Source organism: Xanthomonas sp. SI (assembly GCF_014236855.1).
In the GTDB taxonomy this organism is placed as follows: domain Bacteria; phylum Pseudomonadota; class Gammaproteobacteria; order Xanthomonadales; family Xanthomonadaceae; genus Xanthomonas_A.
Genome location: NZ_CP051261.1, coordinates 4,906,331 through 4,931,644 on the forward strand (window position 1 = coordinate 4,906,331; position 25,314 = coordinate 4,931,644).

General features: G+C 69.5%; 22 protein-coding genes and 1 pseudogene. 8 read left to right on the forward strand and 15 right to left on the reverse strand.

The annotated features are described in order from the left end of the window. Positions 1 to 19: 19 nt before the first annotated feature. From HEP75_RS20905 to HEP75_RS20915, 3 genes are all read right to left on the reverse strand, one after another. Positions 20 to 487, reverse strand: a complete 468-nt coding sequence (locus HEP75_RS20905; protein WP_185821432.1) for a MarR family transcriptional regulator — start codon at positions 485 to 487, stop codon at positions 20 to 22. A 353-nt stretch (positions 488 to 840) separates the two neighbouring features. Continuing rightward, the gene (gene zapE / locus HEP75_RS20910) at positions 841 to 1,938 is read right to left on the reverse strand and encodes a cell division protein ZapE (RefSeq protein ID WP_185824799.1); all 1,098 of its coding nucleotides are present in this window, start codon (positions 1,936 to 1,938) and stop codon (positions 841 to 843) included. A gap of 61 nt (positions 1,939 to 1,999) precedes the next feature. Continuing rightward, complete coding sequence (locus HEP75_RS20915; RefSeq protein ID WP_185824800.1) at positions 2,000 to 2,665, reverse strand: alpha/beta family hydrolase; 666 nt, start codon at positions 2,663 to 2,665, stop codon at positions 2,000 to 2,002. Positions 2,666 to 2,749: 84 nt separating this feature from the next. Here HEP75_RS20915 and HEP75_RS20920 point away from each other — a divergent pair, with 84 nt between their 5' ends. Further along, the gene (locus HEP75_RS20920; RefSeq protein ID WP_185824801.1) at positions 2,750 to 3,613 is read left to right on the forward strand and encodes an EamA/RhaT family transporter; all 864 of its coding nucleotides are present in this window, start codon (positions 2,750 to 2,752) and stop codon (positions 3,611 to 3,613) included. A gap of 188 nt (positions 3,614 to 3,801) precedes the next feature. Here HEP75_RS20920 and HEP75_RS20925 read toward each other — a convergent pair whose 3' ends face one another. Then, entirely contained in the window at positions 3,802 to 5,127 is a 1,326-nt protein-coding gene (locus HEP75_RS20925; protein WP_185824802.1) for a GTP-binding protein, read from the reverse strand. A gap of 63 nt (positions 5,128 to 5,190) precedes the next feature. Here HEP75_RS20925 and HEP75_RS20930 point away from each other — a divergent pair, with 63 nt between their 5' ends. Continuing rightward, positions 5,191 to 5,571, forward strand: a complete 381-nt coding sequence (locus HEP75_RS20930; RefSeq protein WP_185824803.1) for a MerC domain-containing protein — start codon at positions 5,191 to 5,193, stop codon at positions 5,569 to 5,571. Between the two features lie 194 nt (positions 5,572 to 5,765). On the opposite strand, the gene HEP75_RS20935 is transcribed toward HEP75_RS20930, so the two are convergent. From HEP75_RS20935 to HEP75_RS20945, 3 genes are all read right to left on the reverse strand, one after another. After that, positions 5,766 to 7,493: an ExeM/NucH family extracellular endonuclease gene (locus tag HEP75_RS20935; protein WP_185824804.1), complete on the reverse strand. Its 1,728-nt coding sequence runs from the start codon at positions 7,491 to 7,493 to the stop codon at positions 5,766 to 5,768. A 94-nt stretch (positions 7,494 to 7,587) separates the two neighbouring features. Continuing rightward, positions 7,588 to 8,106, reverse strand: a complete 519-nt coding sequence (locus HEP75_RS20940) for a c-type cytochrome (RefSeq protein WP_185824805.1) — start codon at positions 8,104 to 8,106, stop codon at positions 7,588 to 7,590. A gap of 271 nt (positions 8,107 to 8,377) precedes the next feature. Next, positions 8,378 to 8,995: a TetR/AcrR family transcriptional regulator gene (locus tag HEP75_RS20945; RefSeq protein ID WP_185821439.1), complete on the reverse strand. Its 618-nt coding sequence runs from the start codon at positions 8,993 to 8,995 to the stop codon at positions 8,378 to 8,380. 132 nt (positions 8,996 to 9,127) lie between these two features. On the opposite strand from HEP75_RS20945, the gene HEP75_RS20950 reads away from it, so the two are divergent. From HEP75_RS20950 to HEP75_RS20965, 4 genes are all read left to right on the forward strand, one after another. Next, entirely contained in the window at positions 9,128 to 10,291 is a 1,164-nt protein-coding gene (locus HEP75_RS20950) for an isovaleryl-CoA dehydrogenase (RefSeq protein ID WP_185824806.1), read from the forward strand. Positions 10,292 to 10,402: 111 nt separating this feature from the next. Next, positions 10,403 to 12,013, forward strand: a complete 1,611-nt coding sequence (locus HEP75_RS20955; RefSeq protein WP_185824807.1) for a carboxyl transferase domain-containing protein — start codon at positions 10,403 to 10,405, stop codon at positions 12,011 to 12,013. 749 nt (positions 12,014 to 12,762) lie between these two features. Further along, positions 12,763 to 14,772 (forward strand): acetyl/propionyl/methylcrotonyl-CoA carboxylase subunit alpha, encoded by a 2,010-nt coding sequence (locus HEP75_RS20960; protein WP_185824808.1) that lies wholly within the window; start codon positions 12,763 to 12,765, stop codon positions 14,770 to 14,772. Between the two features lie 208 nt (positions 14,773 to 14,980). After that, positions 14,981 to 15,748 (forward strand): DUF6065 family protein, encoded by a 768-nt coding sequence (locus HEP75_RS20965; protein ID WP_185824809.1) that lies wholly within the window; start codon positions 14,981 to 14,983, stop codon positions 15,746 to 15,748. A 177-nt stretch (positions 15,749 to 15,925) separates the two neighbouring features. Here the strand turns inward: HEP75_RS20965 and HEP75_RS20970 are convergent, their stop codons facing one another. From HEP75_RS20970 to chrA, 3 genes are all read right to left on the reverse strand, one after another. After that, complete coding sequence (locus tag HEP75_RS20970) at positions 15,926 to 16,342, reverse strand: hypothetical protein (protein ID WP_185824810.1); 417 nt, start codon at positions 16,340 to 16,342, stop codon at positions 15,926 to 15,928. Positions 16,343 to 16,488: 146 nt separating this feature from the next. Continuing rightward, positions 16,489 to 17,061 (reverse strand): excalibur calcium-binding domain-containing protein, encoded by a 573-nt coding sequence (locus HEP75_RS20975; RefSeq protein WP_185824811.1) that lies wholly within the window; start codon positions 17,059 to 17,061, stop codon positions 16,489 to 16,491. Positions 17,062 to 17,149: 88 nt separating this feature from the next. Next, positions 17,150 to 18,355: a chromate efflux transporter gene (gene chrA / locus HEP75_RS20980; protein WP_221899286.1), complete on the reverse strand. Its 1,206-nt coding sequence runs from the start codon at positions 18,353 to 18,355 to the stop codon at positions 17,150 to 17,152. A 113-nt stretch (positions 18,356 to 18,468) separates the two neighbouring features. Between chrA and HEP75_RS22350 the strand changes: the two are divergent. After that, positions 18,469 to 18,557: pseudogene (locus tag HEP75_RS22350) on the forward strand (hypothetical protein); the annotation flags it as partial. Positions 18,558 to 18,946: 389 nt separating this feature from the next. Here HEP75_RS22350 and HEP75_RS20985 read toward each other — a convergent pair. Continuing rightward, entirely contained in the window at positions 18,947 to 19,105 is a 159-nt protein-coding gene (locus tag HEP75_RS20985; protein WP_185824813.1) for a hypothetical protein, read from the reverse strand. Between the two features lie 178 nt (positions 19,106 to 19,283). Between HEP75_RS20985 and HEP75_RS20990 the strand changes: the two genes are divergently transcribed. Next, the gene (locus HEP75_RS20990; RefSeq protein WP_185824814.1) at positions 19,284 to 20,627 is read left to right on the forward strand and encodes a hypothetical protein; all 1,344 of its coding nucleotides are present in this window, start codon (positions 19,284 to 19,286) and stop codon (positions 20,625 to 20,627) included. A gap of 272 nt (positions 20,628 to 20,899) precedes the next feature. Here HEP75_RS20990 and HEP75_RS20995 read toward each other — a convergent pair whose 3' ends face one another. The 4 genes from HEP75_RS20995 to HEP75_RS21010 form a co-directional block, all read right to left on the reverse strand. Further along, a complete protein-coding gene (locus HEP75_RS20995; RefSeq protein WP_185824815.1) occupies positions 20,900 to 21,343 on the reverse strand; it encodes a hypothetical protein in 444 nt (147 codons plus the stop codon). Positions 21,344 to 21,447: 104 nt separating this feature from the next. After that, positions 21,448 to 21,873: a hypothetical protein gene (locus HEP75_RS21000; protein WP_185824816.1), complete on the reverse strand. Its 426-nt coding sequence runs from the start codon at positions 21,871 to 21,873 to the stop codon at positions 21,448 to 21,450. Between the two features lie 60 nt (positions 21,874 to 21,933). Next, positions 21,934 to 22,269 carry a hypothetical protein gene (locus HEP75_RS21005; RefSeq protein ID WP_185814443.1) on the reverse strand — a complete coding sequence of 112 codons (336 nt, stop codon included), beginning with the start codon at positions 22,267 to 22,269 and terminating at the stop codon, positions 21,934 to 21,936. Positions 22,270 to 22,430: 161 nt separating this feature from the next. Continuing rightward, positions 22,431 to 25,127 (reverse strand): bifunctional acetate--CoA ligase family protein/GNAT family N-acetyltransferase, encoded by a 2,697-nt coding sequence (locus HEP75_RS21010; RefSeq protein WP_185824817.1) that lies wholly within the window; start codon positions 25,125 to 25,127, stop codon positions 22,431 to 22,433. Positions 25,128 to 25,314 lie beyond the last annotated feature (187 nt).

Sequence of the window (25,314 nt, forward strand, 5' to 3'; positions counted from 1 at the left end):
CCGCTGTGTGGCGATGGCATCAGCCGCCGCCCAGGTTGCCGCGCAAGGTTTCCAGTTGCTGCTTGAGCTGGCGCAGGTCCTGCAGCGAGCACGCCGCCGCGCAGAACACCTGCTCCGGCACCGCGCCCGCCTTGTTGCGCAACGCGCGGCCGGCCGCGGTCAGGCGCACCACGACCTGGCGTTCGTCGTCGGCCGAGCGTTCGCGCGTGACCAGGCCGCTGGCCTGCAGGCGCTTCAGTAGCGGCGTCAGCGTGGCCGAATCCAGGAACAGGCGCTCGCCGATCGCCCCGACCGTACGCGCATCCCCTTCCCACAGCACCAGCATCACCAGGTACTGCGGATAGGTCAGGTCCAGCGTCTTCAGCAGGCCGCGGTAGAGCTTGTGCATCGCCAGGTTGGCCGAGTACAGCGCGAAGCACAGCTGCTGATCCAACTGCAGCGCCGCGTCGCGGCTGGGGATCTCGGCAGGGGTGCGCTTCTTCGGCATGGATGCAATTTACATAGCGCGCTATTTAATTGCAAGCACTTTTCCATACCGAACCGGTCGCCGTGCGCCGTTTCTTCCGCTGCGAGCGTCGGCCCAGACCGAAATGCGGCGCCTGCCGGCCGGATTGCTCCGTTTGTCGCGGCTGAAGCCGCTCCTACAGGAACCGCGGCAGGCTGACTGGGTGCACTGTAGGAGCGGCTTCAGCCGCGACGAACGCAAGCGGCAAGCGCTCCGTGTGCGCCATACCTTCGCGGGCTAGGACCCGAGTCCACGCAAAGTTGGCGTCCAGAAGAAGGCATGGCGACAAAATGGCCCGCAGCCCTCTCGCCAAGGCCATCGCCTCGCTACCGCCCTCAGGCGCGGTGCGCGGTGGCCAGGTACTCGGCGCTCTGCATCTCGATCAGGCGCGAGGCGGTGCGCTCGAACGCGCCGGCCAGGCGCTCGCCGCTGTACAGCTGCGGCGGCGGATCCTGCGCGGTGCAGACCAGGTTGACCTGGCGGTCGTACAGTTCGTCGATCAGGTTGACGAAACGCCGCGCCGCGTCTTCGTTCATGCGGTCGAAGTGCGGGATGCCGCCGAGCAGCACGGTGTTGAACTCGCGTGCGATCTCGATGTAGTCGGCGGGTCCGCGCGGGCCTTCGCACAGCGCGGCGAAATCGAACCAGGCGATGCTCTTGCCGCGGCCGCGCACCGGGATCTTGCGCGCCTCGATGACGATGTTGCCGCTGCGCGCGGCTTCATTCCCGCTGAGTTCGCCCCAGCGCCCGTCCAGCCACGCGTCGGACTGCGCGTCCAGCGGCGCGCGGTACACCGGCGAGCGGGTCAGCGCGCGCATGCGGTAGTCCTCGGTGCCTTCGGCGTACAGCTCTACGCAGTACTTCTGCAGCAGCGCGATCGCCGGCAGGAAGCTCTCGCGCTGCAGGCCGTTGAGGTACAGGTTCTGCGGCGCGGTATTGGAGGTAGTGACCAGGGTCACGCCCTCGGCGAACAGGCGCTCCAGCAACCGCGCCAGCAGCATCGCATCGCCGATATCGGTGACGAAGAATTCGTCCAGCACCAGCACGCGCAATTGCGTACGCCACTCCTGCGCGATCTTGGCCAGCGGATCGCTCTGCCCGGCGTGTTCGCGCAGGCGCTCGTGCACGCCGCGCATGAAACGGTGGAAGTGGGTGCGGTACTTCTGTTCGATCGGCAGGCCGTCGTAGAACAGATCGACCAGGAAGGTCTTGCCGCGGCCCACGCCGCCCCAGAAATACAGGCCGCGCACCGGCTCGGGCTTCTTCCAGAACGCGGCCAGGCGATCCAGCCAGCCGTCCTGGTCGCTGTCCACGATCGCGGCGTGGATGCGGTCCAGTTCGGCCAGCGCGGCGTGCTGCGCCGGGTCGTCGCGCCAGTCGCCGCGCGTCACGCCGGCGGCGTAGCGTTGCGAAGGCGTGGCGGCGGCGCTCATCGGCGCGTGCCCGCGCAGCGCCCTGCCTGCGGCCGTGCGGCCGCCCGTCCACGCACCACGCTCACGCCTGCTTCGCCGGCAGCCATGCCTTGACCCCGTGCTGCAAGGCGCCGCGCAGGTCGATCAGCTTGCGGTGGAAGAAATGGCTGGTGTCGGGCATGCGCACCAGCTCGGGCTGCTGCTCCAGCGTCTCCAGCCAGTCGTAGACGGCCTGCGGATCGACGATCTCGTCGGCATCGCCCTGGATCAGCAGCCACTGCGGCGGCGGTTCCACGCCGGCGAAGTCCCAGCGCCCGGCCGGCGGCGCAATCGACACCAGCGCCTGCGGCTGCAGCGCGGCGCTGGCGCGCAACGACACGTAGGCGCCGAAGCTGAAGCCGGCCAGCCACAGCGCATCGTGCGGGCGTTGCGCGCGCACCCACTCCGCCACCGCGGCCAGGTCCTGTTGTTCGCCGTCGCCATGGTCGAAGCTGCCGGCGGAGGCGCCGACGCTGCGGAAGTTGAAGCGCACCACGTGCACGCCGAGTTCGCGCAGCGCGCGCGCGACCATCGTCACCACCTTGTTGTGCATGGTTCCGCCCTCGGTGGACAGCGGGTGGCAGACGATCGCGGTGACCGGCAAGGCGGCCGTCTCGGCATCGGGCAGATCGACCGCGGCCTCGATCGGGCCGGCGGGGCCGTCCAGCGTAAACGCGCCGGATTCGGTAGGGAAAGCGGGAGAGGTCATGCGCTCATAATAGCGGGGCTGGGTGCAGGCCACATGCAGGCCAGGCGCACGCAGCGTTCTCTTCCCCGACCGGATCCCTTGCGCGTGGCGTTCGTTCTTCTGAGTGTGATGTGCAGCGTGCTGGTCTCCGCATTGCTGAAGCTGGCGCCGCAGCGGCGCATCGACCTGGCCCAGGCCGTGACCTGGAACTACCTGGCGGCGGCGCTGCTGTGCGCGGCGCTGCTGCATCCGCCCTTGGCCACGCTGCGCAGCGCGCAGGCGCCGTGGGCAGCGCAGCTCGGGCTGGCGCTGCTGCTGCCGGCGCTGTTCCTGGTGCTGGGCCGCGCGGTGGCGCTGGCCGGCATCGTGCGCACCGACGCGGCACAGCGGTTATCGCTGCTGCTGTCGCTGGCTGCCGCCTTCGCGCTGTTCGGCGAGCGCGCCAACGGCTACAAGCTGGCCGGGTTGGCGCTGGGCCTGCTGGCCATCGCCGGCATCGTGCACCGGCCCGGACCGACGCCGGCCGGCGCAGCGCGCGCCGCGCCCTGGCTGCTGCTGGTGTGGGCCGGCTTCGCTGCGATCGACGTGCTGCTCAAACGCATCGCCCAGGCCGGCACGCCGTTCGCCGCCTCGCTGCTGGTCGCCTTCGCGATCGCCTTCGTGCTGCTGCTCGGCGTGCAACTGTGGCGGCACCTGCGCCGCAGCGCGCCATTGGCCTGGCGCAACGTGGGCGCCGGCCTGCTGCTGGGCACGCTCAACTTCGGCAACATCGCGTTTTACGTGCGCGCGCACCAGGCGCTGCCGGACAGCCCGGCGGTGGTGTTCGCGGCGATGAACCTGGGCGTGATCGTGCTGGGCGCGCTGCTCGGCGTGCTGGCCTTCGGCGAGAAGACCAGCGCCTGGAACCGTGCGGGCCTGTTGGCGGCGCTGCTGGCGATCGTGCTGATCGCGGTTGGTGCGCGCGGTTAGCGGTGGTATGTGCGGGCATGGATTCTGTCGCGGCTGAAGCCGCTCCTACAGTGCACCCATCAGGCGTCCGGCCCCTGTAGGAGCGGCTTCAGCCGCGACAAACGAAGCGCGGGGACCTGCGTGTGGGGATGGTTCTTAGCCAATGAACAGGCAAGCGAACCAGAAACGCCGACAGCCGCAGCAACCCCTCAGCGCCGCCACACCGGGAACGGATCGGCCAGCGCCTGCCAGGCCGCCGGCCCGCGGCCCAGTTCCGCGTCGTCGAGCAGGCAGGCATCAAGTTCGGCGCGCACCCGCGCCTCGTCCAGGTCGACGCCGATCACCGCCAGCTCCTGGCGGCGGTCGCCCCACAGCGGGTGCCACAGCGCGCGCAACGCCGCGTATTCGCGCGGATCGCCCACCTCATCGGCACGCGGCGGCGGCGCGCTCCAGCACGCGCTGTGCTGCCGCTGCCAGCCCAGTTCGGTGTAGGGCAGCGGTCGCGGCGGCAACGGCAGCGGCGTGTCCAGCAATCCCTGTTCGACACGTTCGCGCGCGGCGTACCAGAAGCCGGCGGCATTGGTCTGGGTGGCCGCGCCGGCGATCGACAGTTCGCCGACCCAGTCCATGCGGCTGGCCAACCAGAAAAAGCCCTTGCTGCGGACCACGTCGCGCAGGCCGTTCTGCGCCAGCCGCGCGAAACGCAACGGATGGAACGGGCGCTGCGCGCGGTAGACGAAGCTGCCGATGCCGAACTGCTCGGTTTCCGGCGCGTGCTCGCCGCGCAATGCCTGCATCCAGCCCGGCGCCAGCTGCGCGCGCACGAAATCGAAACGGCCGGTATCCAGCACCAGGTCCAATGGCACGTCGCCGTGGCTGGCTTCGACGATGCGCGCGTCGCGGTTGAGCGCGCGCAACACCGCGCGCGTGCGCGCCACCGTGCCCGCGGTGGCCAGATCGCATTTGCCGATCACGATCACGTCGGCGAATTCGATCTGCTCCACCAGCAGGTTGACCAGGCCGCGATCGTCATCGTCGCCGGCCTGCAGGCCACGTTCGGCCAGGCGTTCGGCAGAGCCGAAATCGCGCAGGAAACTCACTCCATCGACCACGGTGAGCATTGTGTCCAGCCGCGCCACGTCGGCCAGGCTGCGGCCGTGTTCGTCGCGCACCGCGAACGTGGCGGCGACCGGCATCGGCTCGGAGATGCCGGTGGATTCGATCAACAGGTAATCGTAGCGGCCGCTGTCGGCCAGGCGCTGCACTTCCTGGCGCAGGTCCTCGCGCAGCGTGCAGCAGATGCAGCCGTTGCTGAACTCGACCAGGGTTTCCTCGGTGCGGCTGAGCGCGGCGCCGCCGTCGCGGATCAGCGCCGCATCGATATTGATCTCGCTCATGTCGTTGACGATCACCGCCACGCGGCGGCCGTCGCGGTTGCGCAGCACGCGATTGAGCAAGGTGGTCTTGCCGGCGCCGAGGAAGCCGGACAGGACGGTGACGGGGAGGCGGCGGTCGAGCACGGCGGGCATTGGCATGGCGGCTTGGACGTGGCGGGAGAAATGTTACTATATAACACTTCAACGCCGGAATCGCCGCCCATGAAATCCCTGCCTCAGCCGTTCTTCGATGTCTCCGCCGTGCTCCTGTCCGGGCTATGCCTGCTGCATTGCCTGGCGCTGCCGCTGCTGGCCGCGGCCCTGCCGCTGTTCGGCGTGTGGGCGCAGGCCGAATGGGTGCATGGGCTGTTCGTGGCGATCGCGCTGCCGCTGGCCGGGCTGGCGCTATGGCGCGCACAGCGGCAGCGGCCGTTGCCGTGGCCGCTGTGGACGATGGCCGTGCTGGGCCTGTGCGGCCTGCTGGCCGGCGCGATCGGGTTTCCCAGCGCGCAGGCCGAAACCCCGGTCACGGTGGCCGGCAGCCTGCTGCTGGCGAGCGCGCACCTGTGGAACTGGCGGCGCAATGGGCATCGGCACCGATAGCGGGGATTGGGAATTCGGGATTCGGGATTCGCAAAAGCGGGGATTCGCGATCGGGAAGATCGCGCATCTCCTTGCGCATCAGGACCGACCCGGCAGCGCAGTCCGCTATTCCGAAAGCCCCGCTAAACGCAGCCGCACTCGGCGCAGATCGCGGCCCTCCGCTTCAACGAATCCCAAATCCCAAATCCCGGCCCTCAAAGCTCAAAGCCGAGCAGCAGCGGGTCGTGATCGGAGCTGCGCCACGGGCCCGGCAGGTTGCGTTCGCGGTAGCCGTCGGCGTCGGGCGAGTCGGCGTTGATGTGCCATTCGGCGGCGCCGCGCAGCAGCGGTGCCAGTGCCGGGCTCAGCAGGGCGTGGTCCAGGCGGCCGCTCAGGCCCCTGTAGATGAAGCTGTAAGGCTGTTCGACGTGCGCCAGCGCCAGCGCATCGCCCCAGCCGGCGTCGCGCAGCAGGCGCAGCGGGTCTTCCATCGCGTAGGCGTTGAAGTCGCCGAGCAGCACGCTGGTGGTGCTGCCGCTGCCGGTGGGATCGGTACGCAGCCACGCATCCAGGCGCCGCGCCGATTCGGTGCGGGTGGCGTTCCAGCAGCCCTGGCCGTCGCCGCGGTCGGCATCGTCGGCGGCCGCATCGCCGCAGCCCTTGGACTTGAAGTGGTTGGCCACGACCACGAACGGCTGCCCGTTGCCGCGGCGGAACGCCTGCGCCAGCGGCACCCGGCTGTGCGCGGCGAACGGGCCGCCTTCCAGCACCGCCGGCTTGCCGACCGGGCTGACCCGCGAGGCGCGGTAGATCAGGCCGACCCGGATCGGGTTATCGCCCGGGCCGCGCCCGGCATCGACGAAATGCCAGTCGCCGCCATCGCCGGCATTGAGCGCGGTCACCAGCGTGGCGATCGCCGAGGTCGGCCCGTAGCCGTCGTTCTCCAGTTCCATCAGCGCGGCGACGTCGGCCTGCAGCGGGCGGATGGTGGCGACCAGCTTGGCCAGCTGCGCCTGGAATTCGGCCGCGGTGCGCGCCCCGCGCAGGGTCGGGAAGCCGCCGCCGCGGCCGTCGCCGTTGAAGAAGTTCTCCAGGTTGAACGCGGCCACGCGCAGCGTGCCGGCGACCTGCGGCGGCGGCGGTGCCGGCGGCGGGGTCAGCTGCAGCGGCGCGGTCGGATACAGCCGCGCCGCGCCCTCGACCACGCCGCCGACAATGCCTTCCACACCCTGCAGCGTGGTGCCGGCGCGCGGCGCTACGGCGGCTTCGCCGCTGCCCAGGTAGGCAGGCAGGCTGTCGGGCGCATGCGCGCCGGCTTCGCCCAGCAGCAGCAAACGCCGCGCGTTGTCGGCGTTCGCCGCGGCCAGTTCGGCGCTGCCCGGCGCGGCGATTTCGGAGGGTTGCCACAGGCGTCCGCCGAAGGCGACGCCGAGTTCGCCGGCCTTGGCCAGCGCATCGGTATCGACCACGGTCAGCGGCGCATCGATGCGCACGCGCATGCCGGCCAGCGCCGACCAGTCGGCCGGTGCGGCGTCGAGCACCTGCAGCGGCAGCGGCTGCGCGCGCGCCAGTACGGTGTGCCCGGCGGCGCGCACGCTGCGCCCGGCGAACGGCGTGCCCGCGGATGCCAGGCTGGCCGCGCGCAGCGGCGCCAGTTCGCCCCAGACCCGCACCCGGTCGCCCGGGACCAGCGTGGCGTCGGCATCGCCCTGCACCAGCAGCGCGTCGGCGGTGAGCGGATCGCCATCGCCGGCGTCCTGCACCAGATAGGCGTCGCCGCCGGCCTGCACGCGCGCGGTGACCACGCCTTCGAACACCACGCCCTGCGCGCCGTCGGCCGGCCGCAGCTGCCCGATCGGCACCATCTGCGGCGGCGTCAACGCCTGCGCGGCGGGCGCGCCGGCAACCAGCAGCAACGACAACATCGGGGGCAACAGGCGCATACGATCACTCTCCTTAGCTCGCCGGCACAGGCCGGCATCGAATACGAACGCGCCGCCCGGAGGCGGCGCTGGAAAAACCCGCAGGCTGCGGGGGTTACTTCAGATTGGACAGCATCCAATCCACCGTGGCGTGGACCTGCGCTTCGCTGAGCGCCGGATTGCCGCCCTTGGGCGGCATGATCCCGCCGTCGGGGCCGGTGTAGCCCTCGATCGCGTGCTTGTACAGCGTGTCCTTGCCCTGCGCGATGCGCGCATCCCAGTGTGAATGGTCCAGGGTCGGCGCCTTGCCGACACCGGTGGTGTGGCAGGCGGTGCACAGGTTATTGAAGATCACCTTGCCGTCGGTGGTGCCGCCGTAGGCGACCTGCGCCGAGGCCTTGGCCAGCGCCGCCGCCTGCGCGGCGGCCTGCGCCGCAGCGCCGGTGCTGCCGGCATACACCGCGCCCGCCGGCGCGATGCGTTCCTCGGTGCGCTTGAGCGCCACCGGCGACACCTCGGGCGGGATCGCCCGCTGCAAATAGGCCGCGAACGCGATCAGCCCGAGGGTGATGACGGCCAACAGGCCGATCACCATCGAGAACCGCTTGAGAAATTCGAGGTCGTAATTCCGCACATCACACCCCTTTGGCACGTGGTGACCGGACCACCGCTACGCGGCCGAGTATAGCCAGCGTTTGCCGCGCACGGCAGTCCGGCGATGCGGCCAATCGCAGACGATGCATGCTGCATCGCAGCAGTTTTGCCCCGCGCCCGGCTTTCCTGGTGCCTCGCCGGTCGCACGCCATGACGACGGCATCGCTGCGCCGCCACCCCTCTCGCGCATTCCGCCGGCCGCCGGAGCCACGCTGCGCAGAGATTGGAACAACGTGGCCGCGCAAAACGTCCTACCCCGCCTGTGCGCTGCCGACCGCGCGCAGGCAGAAACCGCACACCGCCTCGACCAGGCGGTCGCTGTCGCGCGGGCCGTCGCGGCTGGGCGCGGTCGGGCCGACCAGGGCTTCGGTGTAGGCGCCGACCAGGCAGGCCGCGGCCGCGTCCAGGTCCTGCGCCGGGAATTCGCCCGCGGCCACGCCGTCGGCGAGGATGCCCTTGAACAGATCGCCGAACAGGCGCCGGCAGCGGATGCGCTCGGCATCCACCTCCGGCTCAACCGGTTCGGCGATGAAGGCGTAGGCCAGCCCAGGCCCGGCCAGCGCGCGGCGCACGAACGAGGCGATCGCCGCGCGCAGGCGCTGCGTCGCCGGCGCCGGCTCGGCGGCGATGCCGCGCAGGATCGCCAGTTCGTAGTCCACCGCCGCGGTCAGCACTTCCACGAACAGCTCGGCCTTGGACGGGAAATGGCGGTAGATCAGCCCGGTGGACACCCCCGCCTCGGCCGCCACCGCGGTCACCGGCGCGCCGCGGAAGCCGCCGGCCGCAACCAGCCGCCGCGCCGCCAGCAGGATCCGCTGGCGGTTGCCGGCAAGGCGTTCTTCCATCAGGGCGGAGCGTTTGTAGGCCATGGGTGATTCTAGGTTCAATTAATGAATTATTGTTCACTTCTTCGCAGTTCCCGGCTACGCTGGCGCCCATTCCCCGGCGCCGCCTGGATTCTAGGCGCCCCGTCTGCCGCACGCCCGCCTCCGGAGCCCGCCATGCTGATGCCGTCGTTGAATTTCGAACTGGGCGAGGACATCGACCTGCTGCGCGACACGGTGGCCGCCTTCGCCGCGCGCGAGATCGCGCCGCTGGCCGAACAGGCCGACCGCGACAATGCGTTCCCGGCGCCGCTGTGGCGCAAGCTCGGCGAGCAGGGCCTGCTCGGCCTGACCGTGGAAGAGGAGTACGGCGGCAGCGCGATGGGCTACCTGGCGCACGTGGTGGCGATGGAGGAGATCTCGCGCGCCTCCGGCGCGATCGGTCTGTCCTACGGCGCGCATTCGAACCTGTGCGTGAACCAGCTGCGCAAGAACGGCAGCGCCGCGCAGAAGGCGCGCTACCTGCCCAAGCTGTGCAGCGGCGAGCATGTCGGCGCGCTGGCGATGAGCGAGCCGGGCGCCGGTTCGGACGTGGTCTCGATGAAGCTGCGCGCCGAGCTGCGCGGCGACCGCTACGTGCTCAACGGCAACAAGATGTGGATCACCAACGGCCCCGATGCAGACGTGCTGGTGGTCTACGCCAAGACCGACCCGGCCGGCGGCGCGCGCGGCATCACCGCGTTCCTGGTCGAGAAGGGCATGCCCGGCTTCAGCACCGCGCAGAAGCTGGACAAGCTCGGCATGCGCGGCTCCAACACCTGCGAACTGGTATTCCAGGACTGCGAGGTGCCGGTGGAGAACGTGCTCGGCAGCGTCGGTGGCGGCGTGCGCGTGCTGATGTCGGGCCTGGACTACGAGCGGCTGGTGCTGTCCGGCGGCCCGCTGGGGCTGATGGCCGCGGCGATGGACGTGGTGATGCCGTACGTGCACGAGCGCCGCCAGTTCGGCGAGGCGATCGGCAGCTTCCAGCTGATGCAGGGCAAGCTGGCCGACATGTACGTGGGCCTCAACGCCTGCCGCGCCTACGTGTATGCAGTGGCGCGCGCCTGCGACGCCGGCCGCACCACCCGCCAGGACGCGGCCGGCGCGATCCTGTACGCGGCCGAGAAGGCGACCTGGCTCACCGGCCAGGCGATCCAGGTGCTCGGCGGCAACGGCTACATCAACGACTACCCGACCGGCCGCCTATGGCGCGACGCCAAGCTGTACGAGATCGGCGCCGGCACCTCGGAAATCCGCCGCATGCTGATCGGCCGCGAATTGTTCGAGCGGACCAAGTGATGATGCGCTTCATGTAGGAGCGGCTTCAGCCGCGACACGCTCCCGGTAAGGCGTCGCGGCTGAAGCCGCTCCTACACGGAATCTCTTTTCCTCCTTTTCGATGGCCCTGCCATGAGCGTGATCCAGACCCAGTTGCAACCCGGCGGCGACGCCTTCGCCGCCAACGTCGCGGCGCTGCGCGCGGTAGTCGACGACCTGCAGCAGACCCAGGCGCGCATCGCCCAGGGCGGCAGCGCCGCGGCGCGCGCCAAGCACCAGGCGCGCGGCAAGCTGCTGGCGCGCGAGCGCATCGACGCGCTGCTCGACCCGGGCAGCGCTTTCCTGGAGATCGCCCCGCTCGCCGCACTGGGCCTGTATGCCGACGAGGTACCCTGCGCCGGCGTGGTCGCCGGCATCGGCCGCGTGTCCGGCGTGGAATGCGTGATCGTCGCCAACGACGCAACGGTCAAGGGCGGCACCTATTACCCGATGACGGTGAAGAAGCATCTGCGCGCGCAAGAAATCGCGCAGCAGAACCGGCTGCCGTGCATCTACCTGGTCGATTCCGGCGGCGCGTTCCTGCCGCTGCAGGACGAGGTGTTCCCGGACCGCGACCATTTCGGCAGGATCTTCTACAACCAGGCCAACCTGTCGGCGCAGGGCATTGCCCAGATCGCCTGCGTGATGGGCTCGTGCACCGCCGGCGGCGCCTATGTGCCGGCGATGAGCGACGAGACGGTGATCGTGCGCGAGCAGGGCACGATCTTCCTCGGCGGCCCGCCGCTGGTGAAGGCGGCCACCGGCGAGGAGGTCAGCGCCGAGGAGCTGGGCGGCGCCGACGTGCACACGCGCATCTCCGGCGTGGCCGACCATTTCGCCGATAACGACCTGCAGGCGCTGGCCCGGGTGCGCGCGATCGTGGCCCAGCTCAACTGGCGCAAGCCCGAGCCGGCGCTGGCGTTGCGCGCGCCGGAGCCGCCGCTGTATCCGGCCGAGGAACTGTACGGGGTGATCCCGGCCGACCCACGCAAGCCGTTCGACGTGCGCGAGGTGATCGCGCGGGTGGTCGACGGCTCGCGCCTGGACGAGTTCAAGGCGCGCTACGGCACCACCCTGGTCACCGGCTTCGCGCACCTGCACGGCTACCCGGTCGGCATCATCGCCAACAACGGCATCCTGTTCTCCGAGTCGGCGCTGAAGGGCGCGCACTTCATCGAACTGTGCGCGCAGCGCGGCATCCCGCTGGTGTTCCTGCAGAACATCACCGGCTTCATGGTCGGGCGCAAGTACGAGCACGGCGGCATCGCCAAGGACGGGGCCAAGCTGGTGATGGCGGTGGCCTGCGCGAAGGTGCCCAAATTCACGGTGGTGATCGGCGGTTCGTTCGGCGCCGGCAACTACGGCATGTGCGGCCGCGCGTATTCGCCGAATTTCCTGTGGATGTGGCCGAACGCGCGGATCGGGGTGATGGGCGGTGAACAGGCCGCGAGCGTGCTGGCGACGGTGCGCCGCGACGGCCTCGAGGCCAAGGGCGGCGCCTGGTCGGCCGAGGACGAAGTTGCCTTCAAGACGCCGATCCGCGAGCAGTTCGAGCGCCAGGGCCATCCGTACTACGCGAGTGCGCGGCTGTGGGACGACGGCATCATCGATCCGGCGCAGACGCGGCGGGTGCTGGGCCTGGGCCTGTCGGCGGCGTTGAACGCGCCGGCGGAACCGACCCGGTTCGGGGTGTTCCGGATGTGAGCGGGCGCGGGCGCCCTGCTTTGCACGCGCGGCGGTCGTCGACCGTCCCACCAACCGTGGCCGACAGCTCCGCTGTTGCTATTGCCTCTGCTGTTGCTGTCGCCTTCGCTTTGCTTTTGATCTACCGGGTCCCCTCAGCGCGGCAGACCCGGCGGGCGAATACCCGAAGGGCGGCGCGCAGGATGCGCGACGTTTTTCGTTGGCACATGGATGTGCCATCGAAAAATGCCCGTCGGGGCTGCGGACCTGGAGCGCGCAGCGCGGAGGGCGCGCTGCGGGGTGTGCTTTCTTTTGGTTACTTTTCTTTGCACAAGCAAAGAAAAGTGACCCGCGCCAGCGGAAGCTGTTGCTCTTGCTCTTGCTCCAAAGCTTCAAAATCCCAGCGCCAGAACCAAGACAACGGCAGAGGCAAAGGCAAAGGCTTTCGCCTTGCGGCGAGTCACTTTTCTTTGCTCGCGCAAAGAAAAGTAACCAAAAGAAAGCGCGCCCTGCCTTGCGCCCTCCGCGCTGCGCGCTCCGGGTCCGCGTCCATACCGGGGATTCGCGGAAGGGGCATCCTGCCCCTGCCGCGAACGGCGCACATCCTTGTGCGCCGCCCTTCGGGTTTTTCCCCGCCATGGCCGCCGCTGCGGAAGGGAACCCGGTAAGTCAAAAGCAAAAGCAATGGCAACAGCGACAGCCAAAGCAACAGCAATAGCAACTGCAACTGCAACTGCAAGACACGACACCCCTTTTCCAGGCAACTGACCATGGCCACGCCCGACCTGCCGATGTTCGACAAGATCCTGATCGCCAATCGCGGCGAGATCGCCTGCCGCGTGATCGCCACCTGCCGCAAACTCGGCATCGCCAGCGTCGCCGTCTACTCCGATGCCGACCGCGACGCCCACCACGTGCGCCTGGCCGACGAAGCCATCCACATCGGCGCCGCACCCGCGCGCGACAGCTACCTGCGCAGCGAACGCATCCTCGACGCCGCCCAGGCAAGCGGCGCCCAGGCGATCCACCCCGGCTACGGCTTCCTGTCCGAAAACGCCGACTTCGCCGAGGCCTGCGCCGCGCGCGGCATCGTGTTCATCGGCCCGCCGCCGGCGGCGATCCGCGCCATGGGCGACAAGAGCGCGGCCAAGGCGCTGATGCACGCCGCCGGCGTGCCGCTGACCCCGGGCTACCACGGCGAACGCCAGGAGCCGGAGTTCCTGCGCGACCAGGCCGACGCCATCGGCTATCCGGTGCTGATCAAGGCCAGCGCCGGCGGCGGCGGCAAGGGCATGCGCCGGGTCGATCGCAACGAGGACTTCGTCGCCGCCCTGGCCGCCTGCCAGCGCGAAGCGCAGGCCGCGTTCGGCAACGCGCATGTGCTGGTGGAGAAATACGTGCTGCGCCCGCGGCATATCGAGATCCAGGTGTTCGGCGATACGCATGGCGAACTGGCCTACCTGTTCGAACGCGATTGCTCGGTGCAGCGCCGCCACCAGAAGGTGCTGGAGGAAGCGCCGGCGCCGGGCATGAGCGGCGAACGCCGCGCCGCGATGGGCCAGGCCGCGGTGGAAGCCGCGCGCGCGGTCGGCTATATCGGCGCCGGCACGGTGGAGTTCATCGTCGCGCCCGACGGCGCGTTCTACTTCATGGAAATGAACACGCGGCTGCAGGTGGAACACCCGGTCACCGAATGCATCACCGGCACCGACCTGGTCGAGTGGCAGCTGCGCGTGGCCGCCGGCCAGCCGCTGCCCAGGCGCCAGCACGAACTGGCGATCCGCGGCCATGCGCTGGAGGCGCGGCTGTACGCCGAGGATCCGGCGCGCGGCTTCCTGCCTTCGACCGGCACGTTGCAGCATCTGCGCCTGCCGGCGGCGGACGCCCATACCCGCGTCGATGCCGGCGTCGAACAGGGCGACGTCATCAGTACGCACTACGACCCGATGATCGCCAAGCTGATCGTCTGGGACGAGACCCGCGAACGCGCGCTGCGGCGCATGCAGGCGGCGCTGGCGGCGTGCCAGGTGGTCGGCGTGGCCACCAATGCCGCGTTCCTGCAACGCCTGATCGGCACCACGGCGTTCGCACAGGCCGATCTGGATACCGCACTGATCGAGCGCGAGCATGCCGCGCTGTTCGAGACCGCGCCGGTTACCGCCGAGCCGACCTGGACGCTGGCCGCGCTGGCCTGGCTGCTGCGCGACCGCGCCGACGCCGCGCAACCGGGCGACCCGCATTCGCCCTGGGACCTGCGCGACGGCTGGCGCCTGGGCGAACCCGCGCCGCGCAACCTGATCCTGCAACACGGCGAGGCGCGCCGCACGCTGCGCGCGGCGGCGACCGACGCGGGCTGGCGCATCCACGACAGCGCCACCGATGCCGTGCTTCTCGCCACCGGCAGCCTGCAGGACCAACGCCTGCAGGCGCAGCTCGATGTGCAGCGCGTGCACGCCGACGCGGTGTTCGCCGGCAGCCGCCTGCATCTGTTCGTCGCCGGCCAGGCGCACCTGTTCGACCTGCACGACCCGGTCGCCGAGGCCGACCAGCCGATCGCCGAGGCCGGCGGGCTGACCGCGCCGATGCCCGGCCGCGTCGTCGCGCTGCTGGTCGCGCCCGGCACCCGCGTGGCGCGCGGCACCCCGTTGCTGGTGCTGGAGGCGATGAAGATGGAGCACACCCTGCAGGCCCCCGCCGACGGCGTGGTGCATGGCTACCGCGTGCGCGAGGGCGAGCTGGTCGGCGACGGCGTGGCGCTGCTGGAGTTCGAGGCGGACTGAGCGCGGGTCGGCGCCGCGCACTGCGCACGCTTCGCAAAACAGGCACAACCTGCGTCGCGCCATCGACCGCGCACGATCGCACTGCGATGCGTACGACCGCGACCAGCCACGGCCAACCGCAGCGAGCGCAATGCGGCCGCCGCGCACGGTCGCCAGGCGTGCGCCGACGCGTCACACTCGGCGCACGCCCTCCGCCAAGTCTGCAGCCATGAAACTCACCGCCCACGTTCTCGACGGCCACACCCTAGACGTGCGTCCGGCGCCGCGCGAGCGGCCGTGGATGGACCGCACCGACCAGCGCTACGCCTACCGCTGCCTGCCGCTGGATATCGCCAACGCGCACGGCTGGGAGCTGCTGTGCCAAAGCGGGTTCGAGGCCGAATGGAACGGCGGCAACGCGCTCGACGCCATCCGCATCCACGCCGATGCCGGCAGCCTCGCGCCGGCGGTCAGCCATTTCGGCTACGGTGTGCTCACCTTCCACGTGCCATGCCTGTTCCGCACCGAGCCAGGCATGGACCTGTACGTGACCGCGCCGGTCAACCGACCCAAGGACGGCATCGCCGGGCTGACCGGCCTGATCGAGACCGACTGGAGTCCTTACACCTTCACCATGAACTGGCAGTTCACCCGCCCCGGCCGCGTGCGCTTCGACGCCGGCGAACCGTTCTGCCACTTCTTCCCGGTGCAGCGGCGGGTGCTCGCCGAGACCGAACCGCGCTGGCAACCGCTGTCGCAGACCCCGGAACTGGAGTGCGACTACCAGGCCTGGATGCGCAGCCGCGGCCAGTTCCTGCACGACCTGGAGCAAGACGATCCAGAGGCCAAGCGCGAAGGCTGGCAGCGCAGCTATTTCCGCGGCCCGGCGCCGGGGCAGTGCCCGGCCGGGGTCGAGCATCGGGTCAAGTTGCGGTTGGCGCCGTTCACCCGTGCGCAGCCCGAAGATCCGCAGCCGGGCCAGCCGGCGCCGGAATGACGCCACGCACGAAGTGGCTTTCCATAGACGTCCGGCGACGCGGCGAATCGTGCAGTTGCCGCGCCTGGATGCGCAGCCAGGACAGTCACAAAAGGGACGGGCACAAGACCGGCCAGAAAGTGTCCTTCGGGAAGAACGGCACCCTGTAGCGGGTGTTGGACCGATGCAGCGAAGCGGCTACTCCGTATGGGCGAGCGTAAGCGCGCCCTGACCATCCGGCCACCAGACTTCGCCCAGCTCGGAGCTGGCATCGAAGAAGCCCACGCCATGCTTGGCGGCCAGGCCGAACACGGTGGCGTGCGCGTCTTGCGCCTGCGACCAGGCGAATGCCACATAGATGAGCGAACGGCCGACGCTGTAGTCGGTGGCACGTCCAGCGTCTTCGTCGATGTCGTCTGCGGCCAGCGGGCCGTTCATCGGCGGAAACGCAGCGATGATGTCGAGGAACCATGCGCGCAGTGGCGCCGAGCTCACTGCCGGATCGTCGTAGCCGTGCTCCTCGCCCCATTCGGTCTGGGTGTCGTACCAGGCCAGGAACTGCGCGCGCTCTCGCGGTACTGCCTCCATGTCGAATACCGCCAGGTCGTAACTCATCCCATCTTCCTAGTCGTGGCGCAGGCGCCGCAGTTGCAGCGGCGAGTGTGTGGGCGCGCAAGCATGCGCGTCAACGCCACTGTCCGGAGACGCGCGCATCGCCCCGGGTACGCATGGTCCGCGGTGTATTCCGCACCCGTCGCACGCTAATGGCACCACTGCCGTTCGCACGGCACGCCGTCGTGGTTGCCATCCATCTGCACGCCGGGGCAGTTACGCAGGAAATAGGTTGCCTCCTCGCAGGAAGTCATCTGTGCGCAGTGAGTGCGCCCGTCGCACTGGAAGTGCTGAGCGGATGCCGCCGCCGCGGGGGGCGCTGTGGCCGGTGCACTGGAAGTGGGTGAGGTGGCTGCGCTCGGTGTCGGTGGCGGCGTGGCCGCGAAGCGCGGTGCAATCACCGAATACGCATAGGCGCCGATGCCGATCACCAGCAGCACGGCGAGCACGCGGCCGAACACGCTGCCGGAATGCGCATCAGCCGCGGCGCGGCGCGCCGGCGTGGTCGGTGCGCGGCCGGGGCGCATCACCCGCACCGCGCGTGGCCGTCCTTCCGCATCCTTTTCCAGATCGAACGAAATCAACTCGCCGAGCCGCGGACGCACGCCGTCGTGCGGAAACGCCGCGATGTGCACGACTATCTCGGCATCGCCATGAGCCGAGCGCACGAAGCCGAAGCCCCGCTCATCGTCCCACTTGATCAACGTTCCGTGCGTACGCATGGCCCCTCTCCCCAAAGAGAAATCGCATTCCCGCTTACCGCCGACAACAACGCAAACGATGTCCGGTTGCGGCCATCGGCGGCGGCGCCTAGCGCCCCAACGCACCGAAGCCGAGCGCCGCCACCGCACACCATGCCACGACCCACAGCGCCGGGCGCTGCAGGCGTGCCATCAGGATCAGGCCCAGCGCCACCACCAGCAGATCCGGCGGGCTGCGGATGCCGTCGCGCCACAGCGGTTCGTACAGCGCCGCGGCCAGCACGCCGACGACCGCGGCGTTGATGCCCGCCAGCGCCCGCGCCACCGATCGGCGCCCCGCCAGCGCCTGCCACAGCGGCAACGCCGCGCCCAACGCGAGCAGGCCCGGCGCGAACAATGCCGCCAGCGCCAGCATCGCCGCCGCGCCCGGAACGATGCCGCTTCCGGCGCTGGCCCCCAGGTAGGCGGCCAGCGCGAACATCGGACCCGGCATCGCCTGTGCCGCGCCGTAGCCGGCAAGGAAGGTGTCCGCGGACATCCACCCGCTGGCGACCAGTTCGCGCTGCAGCAACGGCAGCACCACGTGACCGCCACCGAACACCAGCGCCCCGGCGCGGTAGAACGCCGCAGCGAGCGGCGCCGGCGTCGGTATCGCGGCGTTGCTTGAAGAGACCCACAGCGCCGCCAGCAGCAATCCGCCGAACGCCAGCGCACAGCACAGTCCCACATCGCGGCGCCAGCGCCGCGGCGCGGCCGCCGTCATCGGCACCGGCGGCGGCCGGCACCAGGCGATCCCGGCCAGCGCTCCCAGCCCGATCGCCAGCGGCTGGCCCCAGGCGCGATCGAGCGCAAGCACCAGCGCCGCGGCCGCCACCGCCAGCAGCAGCCGCCGCAGGTCGGGCGTCAGCGTGCGTGCCATCGCGTACACGCCATGCGCGACCACCACCACCGCGACCAGCTTGAGCCCGTGCAGCAATTCCGCACCGAGCGGATGCAGCAGCCATCGCGGCGCAGACAGCGCCAGCGCGAACATCAGCAGCGCCGACGGCAGGGTGAAGCCCACGAACGCCGCCAACGCCCCGCGCCAGCCTGCGCGCTGCCAGCCGATCGCGACGCCGAGCTGGCTGCTGGTCGGGCCGGGCAGCACCTGGCACAGCGACAGCAACTGCGCGAAGCTGGACTCGTCCAGCCAGCGGCGGCGGCGCACGAATTCCTCGCGGAAGTAGCCCAGGTGCGCGAGCGGGCCGCCGAAACTGGTCAGCCCCAGGCGCAGGAACACGCCCAGCACTTCCCTGGCGCGTCCCGGCACGGACATTGGCGGCCGCTCGGCAGCAGACATGCGGCGCCCCCTCGCGCAGCGCCGACGGTGGCGCATCCCGATTCTGCCAGGGTAATGCGACCGCCGCTGCCGGCGACCGCGACCGATGCATGCCGGCCGGCTGGCACTGCCCGAGTGGGTTCGCATCCACACTGAACTGGCAGCTCACCCGTTCCGGTCGCTTGCGCTTCGACGCCGGCGAACCGCTTTGCCACTTCTTCAAAGTGCAGCGGCGGGTACTGGCCGAGACCAGCCACGCTGGCGGGGCAGACGAACGACCTCCCGACCTGCGGCCATGCCCGAGCGCATCCCCGACCCCGGCTGCGGTAGGCATCCCAGCGCCTGCCCGGCAGCACAACTGTCTACTACTTGTGCCGGATCGATCGGCTAGAGTCGAAGCGTCGAGCAACGCTGCGGATCGCGCGATCGCCGCGCACGCAGCGCATGACGCGTCACCTGGCACCCGCGCGGCAGCGTCACCGCCCGCCCCGCAGCATTCGTCCCCCGATGCTGCCTGCCATGCCGGCGTATTCCCCCTGCGCTCGATGCACTTGGGACGATCACACAGCAGTTGCCTTCACCCGCCGGTCAGGAGAGCGACATGGATATTTCTTCTTCGATCCCGTAAGCGCAGCGTCGCAGAGCGCTGCCCATCGCCGCAGCCAGGCGCGCACGCGCCGCGGCGGTGTGCAGCTGCCCGAACCACTCAATCTCGACACAGCCGTCGCCGCGGTTGCGGGCGTGCATGCCCGCAGCGCGGGCCGGTGCGCCCGGCGCAAGGCACGTCCTCGCGCAACGGGCTGTGCATTCTCGACCGTGCCGTCGGCGCGGTCGTGTGGCCGGTCCGGGGCCGGGGAGAGTCCGGACACCTAATGCACGCAGGCCACGTCCGCGTGGGACCGACGCACACAACAGGGAGTACACCATGCACCTGCCTCATCTGCGCATCATCGCCGCCGCAGTCGCGCTGGCGCTCGCCAGCGGCACCGCGACCGCCGGCAAGTTTCCGGACTTCGGCTACGCGCCGCCACAGAGCTACAAGGGACCAGTGTTCCAGCTCAGCCAGGACTTTCCGCAGCAAGCGCCCAGCGGACCGCCGCCAGCGTTCTTCCAGAAGTTGCCCAAGCCGCTGAGCAACAACTTCGAGACCTGGCGCAGCTACGTGGACGCGGTGAAAACCTATTGCCTGGAAGGCAACGTGGAAAGCGACTGGTACGTGCAGAACAACAAGGTCCGGCGTTGGTACCACGCGCCGTGGCAGCACTACGGACCGCTCGGCCGCGAAGGCGTGCATGGCCTCACCAAGGAAGCGCAGATCCAGGTAAAGCAGCTGGCACCGACCCAGCTCACTACCGGGCAGACCTTCGCGGTGGGCATCTACAACGACATCGGCGGCTATACCTTCGGCCAGGTGTGGAAGGATCCGCAGAATCCCGATCCCAGTTTCACCTCCAAGCCCAACAGCTTCCGCGACGGCACCGTGGTGTGCAAGGCGCTGTTCGCCGACGTGGACAGAAGCCAGGTGCCGTTCCTGCAGAACCCGGTGCTGTGGACGGCGTACGTCACCAACAGCTTCAGTTCGGCAGACAGAACGCTCAAGCAGGTGGCGCTGATCCAGATGGACTTCGCCGTGCGCGACAGCCGCATTCCCGGCAGCGGCTGGATCTTCGGCACCTTCCAGTACAACGGCGCGGTCAGCGGCAAGCCCAGCTGGCAGAACCTGGTACCGGTCGGGGTGATGTGGGGCAACGACCCGCAGAATACCGGCAACGACTACACCAACAAGCAGCCGACCCAGACCCGGATCAATCCCGCCATCCTGCAGTCGGCGATCAATGCCAGGCCCGAACTGCCGGCGACCCACCTGGGCTGGAACGGCCGCCTCAACGGTCCGGTCGACAACCCGATCAGCTCCTGCCTGAGCTGCCACATGACTGCAGAATCGCCGCAGCTCTCGCCGATGAACCCAACCTTCCAGGCGGCCAGCAAGATCCCGCCGATCGGCTCCAAGGAATGGATGCGCTGGTTCCAGAACAACGCGGCCGGCACGCCGTTCGACGCCGCGGCCCAGAGCACCGACTTCAGCCTGCAGCTGGCCGGCGGCATCGCCAACTTCTACGACTGGAAGTGCACCCAGGACGGCGTGTTCGTCAGCGGCGGCAATCTCTGCCAGCAGAGCGCGCTACCGCTGAAACTGATGCGCTCCACCACCCCGCCGGCCACGGTCTACCCGGTCGAACGCGGCGTGGACAACCAGGAGCTGGAATAGTCCCGGCGCGCTGCGCTTGCACGTCGGGCGGGGCGCGTTGCCCTGCCCGGCCTGCGCGGTGGAAGGCGAACCGCGATGCGCTGGCGCGAACACGCCGCGATACTTCAGCGCCGGCAGCCCTTCGAAAGACGTACCGCACAGATCGAGATCGCTGGACGGTGCCGAACCGGCAGATCGTCCACCAACCAATACCGAGACGACACGCCGATCTGTTCGGACAGCGCATAAAGATCGTAGATAGTGCCGCGCTTGCCGCTGCCGGCGATCGCCTTTTAAGCAACGCCGTCGGTCGCGCGTTTGGAAAATGGACTGGACGCTAGGCGCTGGTGGTAGGCATGGCGGTCGACGACGCTTCCACGGTACTCCACCTCGTCGGTTCGGAGCGACGAGCGACACTCGAAATCGAACGAGACGACCTGCTTCCGATTCGTTCTTATGCGACTCGTCTCATAGCGGAGTTCGAGCTTTGCGTGTACCAGTTCGCTACGGTCGATCTTCTCGACGCCCAGTCTGTGCTCCAGCCATGCACTCAACTCACCCGCTATCCACAGAGTCGGGCTATAGCCGGCGCTATGCGTGGCCGTCCTCTCCAGGAGATCGAAGTAGAGCGTTCCATCTGGAAGCTCGGCCATCCCTTCATAGTCGTCGCCCATGCGCCAACCCACCATCATCTGGCAGAGGGTGTTGGCGATGTCCTGCAGCACTTTGCGTCGCATGTCCTGTGCCTACGAATCAACTCGGATTACTAGCTTTGCCACGCGTAGTGGATGCGAAAGGATTTTTTGTCACGCTAGACGCCCTTTGAGACGCTGAGCCCTGCTCACGCTGCATCGCCACTCGGCGTCGGCGATCTGCCGATCGACATCATGCGGATGGAGGCGAGGAGCAGGACAATGAAGCTCAGCTGCCACACATAAAACGCCGCGCCCACATGCTCGATCGCAACGTCGTTGCCGGCCTCATTGAGCGAGAACACCGTGGCGCGGAAGGTGTCCAGGCCGATCAGGCAAGCCAATGCCGCACAGCAAAGGGCCACCTTGAACCTGCGCAACGCGAACGCGAAAAATCCGGCAAAGAAGACCGGATTGGCGAACCAGGCGTAGCACTCGCCGTGATGGCTTTGCACCCAGCCCAGCACCAGCAGGACAAAACCAACGACATGCGATCCACCGCCGTGCAACGCCGGCAGGAACAACGCCACGATGTACACGAGCGCGGATGCGACAAGTGGAACGTACAACTTCATTCAGTCACTCCCTATCCCTGGATTGAGCCGCACCGCGGAGCGGCATCGGGCTGAAAGTCATTACACGCACAGCTTCCGCAAGAGCGGCACAACGTATGTTTCATCGGGGGACGCTTCCGGGCCATCCCCCTCATGCACGTACTCGCCCGCTTCGAAGGCATCGAACACGGCCCACGCGTAACCGGACATGCCCCTATCGGAATCCAGATGGTAACAGTACGCATATAGCCCATTTATCGCGCGGTCGGCAACCTCGTACGACAACTCTCCGCCCAGATAACGCTCGGCCACTCGCCGCGCGAACTGATCGCAGAACGTCTCGTGCGCCTCTTCCTGCGTAAATCCCGACCACGCTGCTTCGAACGAGGATGCGCTGCCGACGTTGGCGATGTGCATGTCGAGTACGCCCTACTCACTCGGGTTTTGTTGCGGTCCAAGGCCGACGCATGCGCAGATGCCGGCGTGGAGCACGCGGCGCGATCGGCCACTGCCATCACGCCTACACCCGATCCGCTCCGTCTTCCGAACCATCGTCGGAGCAGGTCGTTACCCAGACCTCACCCCTTCCCCACCGGCAACACCACATCCATCAACGTCGCATCTTCCGGGTCAGGCGTGGCCTTGAAGCCCAGGTGTTCGCACATCGCCAGCATGGTGCGGTTCTCGCGCAGCACCTGGCCTTCGACGACGTTGAGGCCGAGCCAGCCGGCGTATTCGATCATGATCCGCATCAGTTGCCAGCCGATGCCATGGCCCTTGAGGTCGGAGCGGATCAGGATGCCGTATTCGCCGCGGTCGTAGTCGGCGTCGGCGTGCAGGCGCACCGCGCCGAGCATGTCGCCGGTCTTGGGTTCGATCGCCACCAGTGCGATCGAGCGGGCGTAGTCGAGCTGGGTCAGGCGGGCGATGAATTCGTGGCTGAAGTGCTTCACCGCCTGGAAGAAGCGCAGGCGCAGGTCCTCGTCGGTGACGCGGGCGAAGAAGCTGCGGAACAGCGCGTCGTCTTCCGGGCGCACCGGGCGCACGAACGCGGCGGCGCCGTCGTTGAGCACGATGCGCCGCTCCCATTCCTTCGGATACGGGAAGATCGCGAAGCGCGGGTGGCCGCGGCCCTTGTGCAGGCGCCGCGACGGCGCCACCGCCACGCGGGCGTCCACCGCGATCACGCCGTCGCGGTCGGCCAGCAGCGGGTTGATGTCCAGCTCGCGGATCTCCGGCAGGTCGGCGGCCAGTTGCGCCAGTTTGACCAGCACCATCGCCACCGCGCGCTCGTCGGCCGCGGGCACGTCGCGGTAGGCCTTGAGGATGCGGCTGACGCGGGTGCGGCCGATCAGTTCGTGGGCCAGGCGCAGGTCCAGCGGCGGCAGCGCCAGCGCTTTGTCGTCGATCACTTCCACCGCGGTGCCGCCGCGGCCGAACACGATCACCGGGCCGAAGGTAGGGTCGTCGGCGATGCCGGCGATCAGTTCGCGCGCCTTCGGCCGCAGCAGCGTGGGCTGCACCAGCACACCGTCGATGCGCGCATCCGGACGCGCGGCGCGCGCGCGGGCGAGGATGCCTTCGGCGGCGTCCTGCACCGCCTGCGCGCTGACCAGGTTCAAACGCACGCCGTCCACGTCGGACTTGTGCGGGATGTCGGCCGAATGGATCTTCACCGCCACCGCCAACCCCTCGGCCAGCATCGGTGCCGCTGCCAACGCAGCCTCTGCGGCGCTGGCGGCATGCACCACCGGCGCGGTGGGGATGCCGTAGGCCGCGAGCAGGCGGGTGGTGGCCAGCGGATCCAGCCAGGTCTGCCCGGCGGCCAGCGCGGCGTCGACGATGCCGCGCGCGGTGGCCGCATCGAACACGAAATCCTCGGGCAGGCTGGGCGGGGTCTCCATCAGCGCCGCCTGCGCTTCGCGGTAGCGCACCAGGTGCATGAAGCCGCGCACCGCGTCGGCCTCGGTGGCGTAGGTGGGGATGTGCGCGGCGTTGAGCGTGGCGGTGGCGCTTTCGTCGTTGCCGAGCCACACCGCGAACACCGGCTTGTCGCGGTGGTGGCGCGGACGCAGGCCGAGCGTGCGGGTCAGCGCCTGCGCCGCGTCGGCCGAGGAGGTGAAGGCGGTCGGCACGTTGACCACCAGCACCGCGTCGTTCTCCGGATCGGCCAGCAGCGCTTCGGCGGCGGCGGCATAGCGGTCGCCATCGGCGTCGACCACGATGTCCACCGGGTTGGCGTGCGACCACTCCTGCGGCAGCGCCTGCTCCAGGCGTTGCAGGGTCTGCGGCGACAGCGCGGCCAGGGTGCCGCCGAGGTCGGCGAGCTTGTCCACCGCCAGCCGGCCGACGCCGCCGCCGTTGCTGAGGATCGCCAGGCGCCGGCCGGGGAAGGTGCTGAGCCGGCCCAGGGTCTCGGCCGCGGCGAACAGTTCGTCCAGCGCGCGCACGCGCAGCAGGCCGGCGCGGGCGAAGGCCGCGCCGTAGACCGCGTCGGAACTGGCCAGTGCCTGCACGTGGGTGTCGGCATTGGGATCGATGCGCAGCAGGCGCCCGGATTTCACCACCACCACGGGTTTGGCGCGCGCCGCGGCGCGCGCGGCGGACATGAACTTGCGTGCGTCGTGGATGTGTTCGACGTACAGCAGGATGGCGCGGGTGCGGTAGTCGGTGGCGAAGTAGTCGAGCAAGTCGCCGAAGTCCACGTCCAGCGCGTCGCCCAGCGACACCACCGCGGAAAAGCCGACCGAGCGCGCCACGCCCCACTCCACCAGGGCGGCGGCGATGGCGCTGGATTCGGAGATCAGCGCCAGGTCGCCCGGTTGCGGGCAGTGCGCGGCGATGCTGGCGTTGAGCTTGGCGTGCGGAGCGATCACGCCCAGGCAATGCGGGCCGAGGATGCGCAGGCCCTTGGCGCGCGCGGCCGCCTCGACCCGCGCCGCGGCCGAGCCGGGGCCTTCGCCCAGACCAGCGGTGAGGATGATCGCCGCGGCGACGCCGCGCCGCGCGGCGATGGCGACGATGCGCGGCACGATCCGCGCCGGTGCGGTGATGACCACCAGGTCCGGCACCCACGGCAGATCGGTGAGTCCGCGCACGGTGGGCACGCCGTCGATCTCGCGGTAGCGCGGGCTGACCCAGCCGATCTGCCCGGGAAACCCGGCGGCGCGCAGGTTGCGCACCACCGCGCGCCCGGCCGAGCGCTCGCGCGGACTGCCGCCGACGATGGCGACCGAGGCGGGGCGGAACACGGACTGCAGGTGGTAGGTGCTCATGGCGGGCGCGGGCGGGCAAGCGGTGCGCCAACGGTACACGGGTGATGCTGGCGCGGGGATGATCGGGGGATGCGGATGCGTCGCGGCCTGCCGGATCGCGGCTTCGGGCGATGCGGGAAAGGCGGTGGGTTCCGGCGTCCATGCGTCGGGACTGAAGTCCCTCCCACAGTGCACCTCCGGCCAGTTG